The sequence below is a fragment of the Bradyrhizobium sp. UBA2491 genome (genome assembly GCF_002341725.1).
In the GTDB taxonomy this organism is placed as follows: domain Bacteria; phylum Pseudomonadota; class Alphaproteobacteria; order Rhizobiales; family Xanthobacteraceae; genus Bradyrhizobium.
Genome location: NZ_DDOP01000061.1, coordinates 67,858 through 80,419 on the forward strand (window position 1 = coordinate 67,858; position 12,562 = coordinate 80,419).

12 protein-coding genes are annotated in these 12,562 nt (G+C 65.8%); 4 read left to right on the forward strand and 8 right to left on the reverse strand.

Annotated features, from left to right (window positions below; translation table 11 throughout):
- Positions 1-11 precede the first annotated feature (11 nt).
- Positions 12-890, forward strand: coding sequence for a DMT family transporter (locus B2W55_RS20790; protein ID WP_024583346.1), 879 nt, complete (start codon positions 12-14; stop codon positions 888-890).
- On the opposite strand, the gene B2W55_RS20795 is transcribed toward B2W55_RS20790, so the two are convergent.
- Positions 891-1,082, reverse strand: coding sequence for a hypothetical protein (locus B2W55_RS20795; RefSeq protein ID WP_024583347.1), 192 nt, complete (start codon positions 1,080-1,082; stop codon positions 891-893).
- A 175-nt stretch (positions 1,083-1,257) separates the two neighbouring features.
- Here B2W55_RS20795 and B2W55_RS20800 point away from each other — a divergent pair, with 175 nt between their 5' ends.
- Positions 1,258-2,511 (forward strand): adenylate/guanylate cyclase domain-containing protein, encoded by a 1,254-nt coding sequence (locus tag B2W55_RS20800; RefSeq protein WP_024583348.1) that lies wholly within the window; start codon positions 1,258-1,260, stop codon positions 2,509-2,511.
- 109 nt (positions 2,512-2,620) lie between these two features.
- On the opposite strand, the gene B2W55_RS20805 is transcribed toward B2W55_RS20800, so the two are convergent.
- The 4 genes from B2W55_RS20805 to B2W55_RS20820 form a co-directional block, all read right to left on the reverse strand.
- Entirely contained in the window at positions 2,621-3,862 is a 1,242-nt protein-coding gene (locus tag B2W55_RS20805) for an MFS transporter (protein ID WP_024583349.1), read from the reverse strand.
- Positions 3,863-3,999: 137 nt separating this feature from the next.
- Positions 4,000-5,745, reverse strand: a complete 1,746-nt coding sequence (locus B2W55_RS20810) for a flotillin family protein (RefSeq protein ID WP_024583350.1) — start codon at positions 5,743-5,745, stop codon at positions 4,000-4,002.
- Between the two features lie 3 nt (positions 5,746-5,748).
- A complete protein-coding gene (locus B2W55_RS20815) occupies positions 5,749-6,411 on the reverse strand; it encodes an OB-fold-containig protein (RefSeq protein ID WP_024583351.1) in 663 nt (220 codons plus the stop codon).
- On the reverse strand, positions 6,408-7,538 hold the full coding sequence (locus tag B2W55_RS20820; protein WP_029879710.1) for a PspA/IM30 family protein: 1,131 nt from the start codon (positions 7,536-7,538) through the stop codon (positions 6,408-6,410). The genes B2W55_RS20815 and B2W55_RS20820 overlap by 4 nt, the downstream gene beginning before the upstream one ends.
- 121 nt (positions 7,539-7,659) lie before the next feature.
- Here B2W55_RS20820 and B2W55_RS20825 point away from each other — a divergent pair, with 121 nt between their 5' ends.
- On the forward strand, positions 7,660-9,033 hold the full coding sequence (locus B2W55_RS20825; RefSeq protein ID WP_024583353.1) for an Nramp family divalent metal transporter: 1,374 nt from the start codon (positions 7,660-7,662) through the stop codon (positions 9,031-9,033).
- Between the two features lie 7 nt (positions 9,034-9,040).
- On the opposite strand, the gene B2W55_RS20830 is transcribed toward B2W55_RS20825, so the two are convergent.
- The 3 genes from B2W55_RS20830 to hemB form a co-directional block, all read right to left on the reverse strand.
- Positions 9,041-9,817 carry an arginyltransferase gene (locus tag B2W55_RS20830; protein ID WP_024583354.1) on the reverse strand — a complete coding sequence of 259 codons (777 nt, stop codon included), beginning with the start codon at positions 9,815-9,817 and terminating at the stop codon, positions 9,041-9,043.
- An 85-nt stretch (positions 9,818-9,902) separates the two neighbouring features.
- Positions 9,903-10,457, reverse strand: a complete 555-nt coding sequence (locus B2W55_RS20835) for an RDD family protein (RefSeq protein WP_024583355.1) — start codon at positions 10,455-10,457, stop codon at positions 9,903-9,905.
- 161 nt (positions 10,458-10,618) lie between these two features.
- Positions 10,619-11,683, reverse strand: coding sequence for a porphobilinogen synthase (gene hemB, locus B2W55_RS20840; protein ID WP_024583356.1), 1,065 nt, complete (start codon positions 11,681-11,683; stop codon positions 10,619-10,621).
- Positions 11,684-11,868: 185 nt separating this feature from the next.
- On the opposite strand from hemB, the gene B2W55_RS20845 reads away from it, so the two are divergent.
- Entirely contained in the window at positions 11,869-12,330 is a 462-nt protein-coding gene (locus B2W55_RS20845; protein ID WP_024583357.1) for a DUF6163 family protein, read from the forward strand.
- Positions 12,331-12,562: the final 232 nt, after the last annotated feature.

Here is a 12,562-nt window from a genome sequence, read left to right on the forward strand (position 1 = left end):
ATGAGGGCCGGATGGGCGAGTGGATCGGCGTTGCGATAGCCTTGGTCTCGAGCTGTCTCGGCGGCATGGCGGCGGCGATCACGCGTTACCTGGCCGGCAATGCCGATCCGGTCACGCTCGCCATCCTGCGCTGGGCGATCGGCTTTCTGTGCGTGCTCCCCGCCGCGGTCCTGCTCGGCGCGAAGTGGCCGCGGCGCGAGGATTGGCTTGCGGTGGCCGCGCTCGGCATCGCCTTCTTCGGCGTCTTCTTCGTGCTCTATAATATCGCGATGACCTACACCACCGCGGCCCGCGCCAGTCTTGCGCTGGCGACGCTGCCGCTCTTCACCATGGTGGTCGGCGCCGTGCTCGGCATCGAGCCGTTGACGATGCGGAAATCGATCGGGGTCTCGATCGCGGTGCTCGGGGTGGCGGCTGCGCTAGCATCCGGGCTGTCGGCGGCGCCGGCGGGGGCGTGGCGCGGTGAACTGATCATGGCGGCCGCGGTGCTCTGCATGGCGTTCTACAACGTGCTGTCGCGGCCATTGATCCGCCGTTCCAGCGCGCTCGGCTTCCTCGCCGTGGGCATGGGCGCGGGTGCGGCTGCGCTTGCGGCGGTGGGCATGTGCACGGGGAGCCTGGCGACGCTGCGCGACTTCGGCACGCCGCAATGGATCGCGGGGCTCTATCTCGGGATAGCCGGCGGCGCGCTCGCCTTCATCCTGTGGGTGCTCGCGCTGGAGCGGGCGTCGCCGACCCGTGTCGCCAACACCATGACGGTCAATCCGATCGCCGCCGGGCTGCTGGCGAGGCAGTTGGTCGGGGAGCCGATCACCGCCAATCTGGTCGTCGGCCTGATTGCGGTGTTCGCCGGGATCTGGATCGCGACGTCGGAGCGCAAATCGGCCTGATCAGCTACGCGGGGCGGATGGTGCGGTCACCGACGGGGCAGGCACGTGCTTCGGCCTCAGCGTGCCGGCGTAGAACGACAGGGCGAACACCAGGATGAGGCCGCCAAGATAGACCCCGTAGGATTGTGGCGGCGTGATCGCCCATTGCATCAGGCGTCGGATCGGGCTTGGCTGACCGGGGTCGTTGTCCATGCGCTGTTGTGCGCGATGGCTGAGCCAAAGGAAAGCGGAATTGCAGCCATCCGGCCGCGCTGTTCCGCGCGAAATGGTGAGGCGGAGCGGCCCTTGCAATGCCGCGTTGGCGTCCGCATCTGTCACGCGACGACAAGCCCTTCCTCCCGCACCGATTGCCCGGCATAATCAGCTGATGGAACTGACGCCCCGCTTGCGCCTCATGAATTGGCTGGTCCGCCAGGGCCTGACCGGCCTGCCGGAAAACGACCTGCTGCGCGGCTTCTGCGAGCGCGGCCGGGCCGCCGGCATGCCGCTGTCGCGGGCGATCGTGTTCATCGATACGCTGCATCCGATTTTCGAGGGGCGTGGCTTCCGCTGGAACGACGGCGTGAGCAACGAGGCCGACATCTTCGAGTACGGCTCGACCAGCACCGGCGAGGCCAGCCAGACCTGGCGGAGGTCGGCGTTCCATCACATGCTCGAAAACGGCCATGACGAGATGGTGATCGACCTCAACGGCTCGCACGATTTTTCGATGATCGGCGAACTCGCCGAGAAGGGTCACAAGCACTTCGCCGCTTTCGTGCACCGCTTCGGCGAGGCCGGCACGATCGGCGAGATGGACTGTTTCTATTCCTACTACACCACCCGTCACTCGGACGGCTTCGGCGAGAGCCATATGGCTGCGCTGCGCGACCTCGTGCCCGTGCTCGGGCTCGCGATCAAATCGGCCGCGCAGGTCGAGATCGCCCGCACGCTCGGGCGGGTCTATCTCGGCCGCGAGACCGCGGAGCAGGTGCTGCGCGGACGGATGCAGCGCGGCATCACCGAGAAGATCAAGGCCGTGCTGTGGTACTCCGACGTGCGTGGCTCGACCGCGATCAGCGAGCGCATCGGCCCGGACGAGATCATTCCGTTCCTCAACGACTATGCGCAGGCCTCGATCGACGCGATCCACGATGCCGGCGGCGAGGTGCTGAAGCTGATCGGTGACGGCGTGCTGGCGATGTTCACCGGCGAAAACCTGGCCGGCGCCAAGCGCGCGGCGCTGCGGGCCGAACACACCTTCCGCAACAACATGGACGCCTTGAACACCCGCCGTGCCACCGACGGACAGCCGACCACCTCGGCCTATGTCGGGCTCCATGTCGGCGAGGTGTTTTACGGCAATATCGGAAGCCAGGACCGGCTGGATTTCACGGTGGTCGGGCCTGCCGTCAACGAAGTCAGCCGGATCGCCTCGATGTGCGCCTCGGTCGATCGCGACCTGCTGACCTCGACCGCGTTTCGCGCCGGGCTCGATGCCGTCGGCCGCAACTATCTGGTCTCGACCGGCCGCTTCGTGTTGCGCGGCATCGGCCATGCGCAGGACCTCTACACGCTGGATCCGGCGGTTGCCGCCGACGAGGTCGTCGGCGGCAAGTATGAGCGCTATCTGGCGAGCTAAACTTCTCACCGTCATTGCGAGGAGCGAAGCGACGAAGCAATCCATGTCTCCGCAGCTGGCGGCATGGATTGCTTCGCTCCGCTCGCAATGACGGGATGGGTGGTCCGATCTAGCAGCGCGCCGGCTCGCCGACCATGTCGGGCTGCCGCGTCAGCGACACTGCCGGAGACATCAGGATCACCAGCGCCTGTGCGGCGAAGATCGCAGCCGCGAGATACAGGCAGGCTTCGGCACCATAGAGGCCACCGACGATGGCGCCGAGCGCGGAGCCGAGCGGGCGGGCGCCGTAGCTCATGATGTTGATTGCCGAGACACGGCCGAGCAGCGAGGGCGGTGTCACCGACTGGCGCAGCGTGGTGGTCGAGATCACCCACAGGATCGGGCCGACGCCGAGCAGGAAGAAGCCGAGGCCGGCGAGCAGCGGCGTCGCAAACCAGGTGGTCAGCGCCATCACGAGCGAGGCGACCAGGCCGGTGACGGGGCCGAGCCCGATCACGGTGCCGAACGCCAGCCGCTTCATCACCCGGGTTGCGAACAGCGCGCCGACCACCATGCCGACGCCATACATCGCAAGCGTCGTGCCGACGCCGGTGGCGCTGAGCCCGAGATGGCGCACCGCATAGGGCACGAACACCGCGAGCAGCAGGAAGGATGCGGTGTTGAAGATGAACTGGGTGATGAACACCGGCCGCAGCAGGGCATGATGCATCACGAAGGCCGCACCTTCCCTGATGTCCTGCATCGGATGACGCCGCGGGGCGGGCGCACGCGCCGGCTCGTAGAGACCGGCGAGCAGCACGACCGCGATCGCCGACAGCGCCGCGGCAAAGCCGAACGCAGGCGCAGCGCCGACCCAGCCGACCAGCACGCCGCCGAGCGCCGGTCCGCTGGCAAAGGCGACGGTGCGCGCCAGCTCGATGCGGGCGTTGGCCGCCGGCAATTGCTGTGCTGTCACCAGCGACGGCACCAGCGCAGGGGCGGCGACGCTGTAGGCTACCGTCCCGCAGACCGCGATGAAACCGAGCAGCGCGAGCAGCGGCAGCGTCATCGCGCCGAACCAGAGCAACACCAGGATCGCAGCAAGCGCGGCTGCGCGCAGCGCTTCGGAGCTTGCCATCACCCAGCGTCGCGACACCCGGTCGGCGAGCAGGCCCGCTGGAATCGCAAACAGAATGAAGGGCAGCGTGAGTGCGGTTTGCAACAGGCCGGTCTGGCCTTCGCCGACGCCGAGCACCAGCACGGCGACGATGGGCGCGGCCGCAAGCGCGATCTGCTCGGCCGATTGCGCGGCGAGGTTGGACCAGGCCAGGCGATTGAAGGTGGCCGGCAGGCGAGGCGTATCGGCAGACATGGCGGAATCCTCAGCAATTCGATCTGTCCATAGTGTGTGGTTGGAAGACGTCCGATTCCACCCGTTTCCCGACAACGCAAAAAGCAAAGGCCCGCCGGAATCGGCGGGCCCTGTCGATGATATCAAACACGATCGCGTTATTGCGGCGTCGGCGCGAGTTGGCCGGTGATGGTGCCAACCAACGTGGCAGGCCGGCCGTCGTCACCGGTTGCGGGCTCCGCGGCGGCTTCAGCCTTGCGCTGCGCCAGCGCGCTGGTCAGGCTGGTGAGCGCATCGGGGCCGGCCGGGAAGCCCGCCTCCGAGAGGATCTTGTCGATCATCGGCTTGAACGCCGAGACCGACAGCAACTGCGCGGCGAGGCCATCGCCAAGCCCGAGACCACCATTGCCATTGGCATGGCCGTTGCCGCCGCGGCCAAGCATGCTGCCGGTGTCGAAGATCCGGATGTCGGAGATCTTCTCGATCGGCTTCACCGCCTCGGCGAGCGCGCTCGGGATCACGTTGATGCGGGCGACGTTGAGGTCGTAGGCGATCATGTCGGCGCTGAGCTTGTTGCGCGCCTCCGCCTTCATCGTCGCCACTTCCGCCTCGGCCTGGCCGAGCGCCTTCACACCGGCCGCGCGGGTGGTGGCGGCCGCCGCGTCGGCCTTGGCGAGCACGTTGGTGGCTTCCGCCTTGTTGGCGGCGGCCTGGCGTTCGGCTTCGGCCATGACCGTGATCGGCATGGCGTCGGTCTCGGCCGCCTTGCGCGCGGCGATCACGTTGATGATCTTGTCGCGCTCGGCGATCTCGGTGGCGCGCGCGGTGGTGACCTTTTCCTCGGCGGCGATCGCAACCGCACGCGCGGTCTCGGCGATGGTCTGGGCTTCCGACTGCTCCTTGCTCTTGGCGGCGACCGCGATCGCGCTCTCCTGCGCGACGATCTGGAGGTCGCGCTCCATCTCGGTGTTGCGGCGCTTGACCGCGAGATCGGCCTCGATCTTGCGGGTGTCGCGGGCCTGGTTGGCCTCGGTCTGCTTGTTGGCGACCGCGAGCTCCTGCTGAATGCGGTATTCGGCCTCGTTCTGCAACGCGGTCTGTTCGACCTGCGCCGTCTGCGCGCGCATCGCCGCGGTCTTGTTGGCGATGTCGCGCTGCTGGGCCAGTTCGGCCTCGCGCTTGGTGCTTTCGATCGTCAGCGTGGTCTGCCGCGCCACCAGGTCCTGCTGGGCGATGTTGACCTCGGTGGTGCGGACGATCTGGTTGCGCTCCTGTTCACGGTCCTTGGTGATCTTGGTCAGCGTGGTGAGACCGTGCGCGTCGAAGAAGTTGCTCGGGTTGAAATGCTTGATGTCGCTCTGGTCGAGCCGGGTCAGCGACACCGATTCCAGCTCGAGGCCGTTGTTCTGGATGTCGGCGCCGACCGCGTCCTGCACCGCCTTGACGAAGGTCGCCCGCTGCTCCTGCAATTCCTCCAGGTTCATGGTCGCGGCGACCGAGCGCAGGCCGTCGACGAACTTGGCTTCGACCAGTTCGCGCAGCTCGGCGGCGTCGTTGGTGCGGTTGCCGAGGGTCTGCGCGGCCAGCGCGATCGAGGACGAGTCGGGTTTGACGCGCAGGTAGAACTCGGCGCCGATGTCGACGCGCATGCGGTCCTTGGTGATCAGCGAGTCCGGACCGCCGCGCGCGACCTCGAGCCGCAACGTCTTCAGGTTGACCGCGGCGGTGGAATGGAAGATCGGCAGCACCAGTGAGCCGCCGTCAAGCACCACCTTCTGGCCGCCGAGGCCGGTGCGAACGTAGGCCTCGTCGCGCGTCGAGCGCTTGTAGAGCTTTGCGAAGAGCAGACCGATAACGAGAATGGCGATGACGCCAATGGCGACGGGTACAGCAAGTTCCCACATGTGTTATGCCCTGTTGGAAGAGTGTCGTTGTTCGACGAGGTCGGCGGGAGCGGCAATCGCAATGAAACTCTTGGCATCGCGATCGACCAGCAGCACGCTGGCGCCGACCGGTAGTGCCTCGGACTCCGCGCTGGCACGCGCCGAGACGGTATGCCAATTGCCGAAGACATCCTTGAGACGGACCCTGCCGGGCAGGCCCTGATCGAGCGGGCCGACCGACACGGTTGCGACCTTGCCAACAAAGTCGCTATCGCTGACAGCATAACTCTCGTCGCGCGGAATGATGCGGGCGAGGCCGCGGCTGGTGTTTCTGATCACCGGGATGCTGCCCGCGGCGGCAACCACTGCGGCAATCGGGGCCGGGATCGCGGCGCCTGCGGCATGCGCCAGGCCCTGAAGCAGGAAGCCTCCGATCGAGAATATGCCGAGTACCAGGATGATCAGGATCAGGAGGGGAAGCCGCCCGGCGTTGATCCAGAGAAACAGGCCACCGAGAGCGTTGTGGCTCTCGGCCTCGACCGCGAAATCCTTGCCGATGAGTTCGCTGATCGAAAGTCCGACCATGGTGGTCAGCAGCTCGATGCCGCCAAGTGCCACCGTGATCGCAGCCGCGACCGCGAAGGGCCGCACGTCCGGGGCGAGCAGGATGTCGCCAACTGCACTCATTTGTCTGACTTGATCCTTTCAAGCCGCGCCGCGATTTCCTTTTCGCGGTGCAAGCGATCGAGTTCGTCAAGTTCCTTGTCGCCGAGCACGCTGGAAGCGGGAACACCGGTGACCCGGGCGATCGCTGCCATGGCGCGTTCAGCACTCAATGTATTGGTCGTCGATGCCCCCCGGCTGGTTTCGTCCTTGGCTTCACGCAGCAGGCTTTGTTCGAGATCGGTTAATCTATTCTCTGCTTCACGCCGCGCGCCGAGCATGGCCTGTAGCGCCTTGGTCTGCTCATCGATCTCGAGCTCGATGAAATCCATCGCGCGCTCCAGCGCGATCACCTGCGACTCCAGATCAATCTGCCGTGCGACGCCGGCGCGCGCGAGATCCTCGCGATTTTCCGCAAGTGCGAGACGAATCTTCTCGTTCAGGCTGGCCGTTTCGGTATCCAGTTCCTCGCGCCGTTTCTTCAAACGGAATTCTTCGGCGCGCGACTTGCCGAGCGCATAGCGCGCTTCGTCGGCGCCGGCGTCGATCTCGCGGATCGCCTGCTTGACCAGCGCGACCTTGTTGTTGTTCTCGACATTGTCGATGGTCTGGCTCGCGATGGCGGCAAGAAGCCGGCCCATGCGCGCAAGGATGCCTTCGTGAAGCATGGTCTTCTCCTCCGGTGGTGCTGATTTGGATTTGACGGCGATGTGGATTTCGTAGCCGCGGCCATCCGAGATCAAATGCGCCGGGAAGGGGCTTTCCCAGCCCGAGACATATCCCGGCACGTCGAACGGCACCAAGACGCGTCCGCTGACAGTGCTAATGGTCAGTGAAGTTGGGCCCTTGATCGCGAACAACTTGTCGTCGAGCGGTATCCGGCGGACGGCAGTGTCCGCGATGTAGTTGGCGCGGTCGCGCAGGCCGAGTGTCACGAGCCGCGCGGGCAGGCCGGTCTCCTTGCGGATCGTCTCGTAGGCTTGGGCGTGCAACGAGACGAGGTTGGCGCCGACCGGCGCGACCTCGGCGAGGATCGCCATCATCCGGTCATAGGCCGCAAAGGTCGCCTCGATCGCCTCGATGCCCGACGGGTCGGGGGCGAGGGCGTAGCGCAGCGTTGCGGTCGGCGTCTCGACGGGCAGCTTGATCATGTCTCTAACGTAAAGCACTTCCTCAGTACTTTACAAGCTGCTGTCCCGGTATCATTTTCGTGAGCCCAGATGCAGTTGCAAGTGAGTTGCAATAACGGGTGACTTGGGCCATCTTGGCAAGATGGATGCCCGGACTCCTGAAATGCCTTCCGTTTCCCTTCCGAATGCCACGTCAGGCGGCTGGCGGGGTGATTCCGGGCATGCCCGCAGCCTGCCGGAGGTGAACGCTACCGTCGCGGTACCGACCTCGGGTGTGTGGTGGCGCCGGCTGCTGGCCTTTGCCGGCCCGGGCTATCTGGTCTCGGTCGGCTACATGGACCCGGGCAACTGGGCCACCGATCTCGCCGGTGGATCGAAGTTTGGCTACACGCTGCTGTCGGTCATCCTGCTCTCCAATCTGATGGCGATCCTGTTGCAGGCGCTTTCGGCGCGGCTCGGTATCGCCACCGACCGCGACCTCGCGCAGGCCTGCCGTGCGACTTATTCGCGACCGGTGAATTTGCTGCTGTGGCTGGCCTGCGAGGCCGCGATCATCGCCTGCGACCTTGCCGAGGTGATCGGCACCGCGATCGCGCTGAAACTGCTGTTCGGCATTCCCCTGATCGGCGGCGCGCTGCTTGCGGCGCTCGACGCGTTCCTGCTGCTGCTCCTGATGAACCGCGGCTTCCGCTTCCTCGAGGCCTTCGTGATCGCGCTGCTGATCGTGATCGCGGTCTGCTTCGCGGTGCAGATCGCCGCTGCCGCGCCGCCGATCGCCGGCGTGCTTGGCGGCTTCATGCCGTCGCGCGAGATCGTCACCAACCCGGAGATGCTCTACATCGCGATCGGCATCATCGGCGCCACCGTGATGCCGCATAACCTCTATCTGCATTCATCGATCGTGCAGACCCGCGCCTATCCGCGCACCGAGGACGGCCGGCGCGACGCGATCAAATGGGCGACCACGGATTCCACCATCGCGCTGATGCTGGCGCTGTTCGTCAATGCCGCGATCCTGGTGCTGGCGGCCGCGACGTTCCACAAGAGCGGTCATTCCGACGTCGCCGAGATCGACCAGGCCTTCGAGCTGCTGTCGCCGCTGCTCGGCCTCGGCATCGCCTCGACGCTGTTTGCCGTCGCGCTGCTGGCCTCGGGCCTCAACTCGACGGTGACGGCGACGCTGGCCGGCCAGATCGTGATGCAGGGCTTCCTCGACCTCAAGCTGCCGGACTGGCTGCAACGGCTGGTGACCCGCGGCATCGCGATCATCCCGGTCATCGTGGTTGCCGCGCTCTATGGCGAGAGCGGCACCGCGCAACTCCTGGTATTCAGCCAGGTCGTGCTGTCGATGCAGCTGCCGTTCGCGGTGATCCCGCTGGTGCGCTTCGTGTCCGACAAGCGCAAGATGGGCGCGTTCGCGATCTCGATGCCGGTTGCGGTGGCGGCATGGATCGTCGCCGGGCTGATCGTGATCCTGAACGTGAAGCTGCTTTACGATACGCTGCTCGGGACCTAGCTGAGGGCTAGTCCTGCGGTTCTGCCAGCCCTTCGCCAGTGGCGTCGACACGCAGCCAGCCCGATGGGGCGAGCCGCTGTTGCGGCAGGAAGCGGCCCTTGTAGTCCATCTTCTTGGAGCCCTCGATCCAGTAGCCGAGATAGACATAAGGAAGGCCCTGCCGGCGGGCGCGGGCGATGTGATCGAGGATCATGAAGGTGCCGAGCGAGCGGCTTTCCAACCCCGGCTCGAAGAACGAATAGACCATCGACAGCCCGTCGCTGAGCACGTCGGTCAGCGCCACCGCCATCAGCTCGTCGCCGCGGCCGGTGATGGCGCTGTCGGCGTTGCGCTTGCGGTACTCGATGATCCGGGTCTCGACATGGCTGTCCTCGACCATCATCGCGTAGTCCAGCACCGTCATGTCGGCCATGCCGCCGTTGCGATGGCGGCGGTCGAGATAGGCCCGGAACACCGAATATTGCTCTGACGTCGGCACCGCCGTGCGCTGCTCGCCGATGATGTCGGCGTTGCGGGCCAGCACCTTGCGGAAGTTACGGGAGGGGCGGAATTCGTTGGCGACCACCCGGACCGAGACGCAGGCCCGGCACTGGTCGCAGGCCGGCCGGTAGGCGATCGACTGGCTGCGCCGGAAGCCGCCATGGGTCAGCAAGTCGTTGAGGTCGCCCGCTTTGTCGCCGACTAGGTGCGTGAAAACCTTCCGCTCGTGTCGGCCCGGCAAATACGGGCAGGGCGAGGGCGCCGTCAGATAAAACTGGGGGGTATCACGCGAGTGCTGGGTCACGTCAGATCGTCAGGCTCCACAACTAGACAGGCAGCCAAGCTAGCATCGCCCCCCGGAAGCTAACGGTCAATTGGTTTAGGCGGGCCTAATAGGCCCGCGCCGCCGGGGATATCTGGGTCCGGACCGAACTGTTGATAATGACGGTTCCGAGGATGATGTCGTGCAGCAGCCGGCGGCGGCCGTTGAGCAGCCCGATCAGGAGCACCAGCGGCGACAGGAATGAGACCGTTGCCCAGAACAGCACGGCGTGGGTGGCGCCGAGCACGAAATAGCCACGCGCGCCGTACCAGGTGCGCAGTTCCAGATCCATCACGCGCATGCCGATGGTGGCCGAGTGCTGGCCGCCGATCGAGGCGCCGTAATAGACGATGGCCCAGACGATCGAGGCCGGAGAGACCAGCCAGAACAGCGCCCAGCCGAGGCCGAGCGTGACGATGCCGAACACCGCGATGAACAGCACGGCGAGGATCACCGGCACCGACAGCACGACGAGGTCGATCAGGAAGGCAAAGACACGTCGCGTCAGCACGCCGCGGAACAGATCCGGCTGCATCAACGGATCGAACGCATGCGGGGGAACGCCGCCGTCATTGCGCCAGGCATCATTGCGCCAGTTGCCGCCGTCATTGCCGTAGGACATGACCAACCTCCGATGAAAGTCCCGCGCAGGACATGGGAACAGGAGGCTCGCCTGCCAAGTCCGGCCGAACATTAACTAGCCGAAATGTTCGCAGGAATGATGGCGAATCGGGCGTGGCGAATAGCGAAGAGGGCACGAGGTCGAATCGCCATTCGCAAACGTCAGCTCTCCGCCTTGATCTTCTCGGCGGCCTGTGGGGCGAAATAGGTCAGGATGCCGTCGGCGCCGGCGCGCTTGAAGCCGACCAGGCTTTCCATCATCGCGCGCTCGCCGTCGATCCAGCCATTGGCGGCGGCGCCGGCAATCATCGCGTATTCGCCGGACACCTGGTACACGAAGGTCGGCATCGCGAAATGCTCCTTCACGCGGCGGACGATGTCGAGATAGGGCATGCCCGGCTTCACCATCACCATGTCGGCGCCTTCGGCGATGTCGAGCTCGACCTCGCGCAGCGCCTCGTCGGAATTGGCGCTGTCCATCTGGTAGGTGCGCTTGTCGCCGGTCAGCGTCTTGGCCGAGCCGATCGCGTCGCGGAACGGGCCGTAGAAGGCTGAGGCGTATTTCGCCGCGTAGGACATGATCTGGACGTCGCCGAAGCCGTTGTCGTCGAGCGCCTCGCGGATCGCACCGATGCGGCCGTCCATCATGTCCGACGGCGCGATCACGTCGCAGCCGGCCTCGGCCTGGGTGAGCGCCTGCTTCACCAGCACCGCGACGGTCTCGTCGTTGAGGATCCGGCCGTCCTCGATCAGCCCGTCATGGCCGTGGCTGGTAAAGGGATCGAGCGCGACGTCGCAGAGCACGCCGATATCGGGGAACTCCTTCTTGATCGCGCGCACCGCCTGGCAGACCAGATTGTCGGGATTGAGCGCTTCCGAGCCTTGCTCGTCGCGCAGCGCCGGCTCGGTGAAGGGGAACAGCGCGATGCAGGGGATATTGAGTCTTGCCGCACGCTCGGCATCGCGGACGATCTGGTCGACGGTGAGCCGATCGACGCCCGGCATCGAGGCCACCGGCGTGCGGGCGTTGTGGCCGTCGACCACGAACATCGGCCAGATCAGGTCGTTAGTGGTCAGCACGTTCTCGCGCACCAGGCGGCGCGCCCATTCCGACTTGCGGTTGCGGCGCATCCGGATCGTGAGGTCGAGCGAGGGGGAGGCGAGGGCCTCGGTCTGGCGCCGCGGCGTATCGCGCAGTTCGATCGGGCGGCCGAATTTGATCGCCATGACTTCCTCTCCTCGGGGACGGCTGGTCTGGACCTGATATAAGTCCAGTTCTAGCACCTCGCAGGGACGCCGTCATTGCGCCCGTCGCGCCCTTGATTTGCTGCAACGGCAATTGATTTTACCGCCTTGGCGGGCCAAGACTGCGGCCATGAACCCAAGCTTGCAGCCGTTGCGCGGCGATTCGGATGTCTGACACCTCTGCACGCGATCAGGCGCGCGACAGCGCCATCTCGGTCAGCGCGATCTCGTCCGACCGGATCGAACCGGACGAGAATGTCTGGACGCGCCGCCTCGTCATCTTCCTGCGCATCATGGCCGTCGTGTCGGTCGCCAAGGGCCTCTATCACTGGGCCCAGGTGACGGGCTTCGTCGGCGGCGAGGAGGAGGCCTTCGAGAACCAGTCGATGGCCTGGCAGACCGCGACGGTCTATTTCGCGGTCATCGAACTCGTCGCCGCGGTCGGGCTCTGGCTCGCAACGCCCTGGGGCGCCGTGGTGTGGCTGACCACCGTGGTGTCGATGGCGGTCATCGAGCTGATGTTTCCGAGCATCTATGGCGGCAGCCTCACCGTGGTCGGGCTCGAGGCCTTGATGCTCGCGGCTTACCTCGCGCTGGCCTGGATGTCGGCGCGCGAACGTCCCCCATAGCATCGCGTGCAATGCTCGCCCGATGCACTGTTGCATCGCAGCGACAGCACGACGAATAGCGGGTTGCTGCTGCCAATATAGGGTGGTCGTGCGCGCAACGAGAAGACAGCGCTGCTGGTTCTGCTACGTGGATGCCCATGGATCGCATCCCTTCGAGGCGCCCCGCCACGGGCACGCCTCTGCGGGACCTGCCGTCGGGACCCATTTTCTCCGGATCTCGGCGCATGCGCCG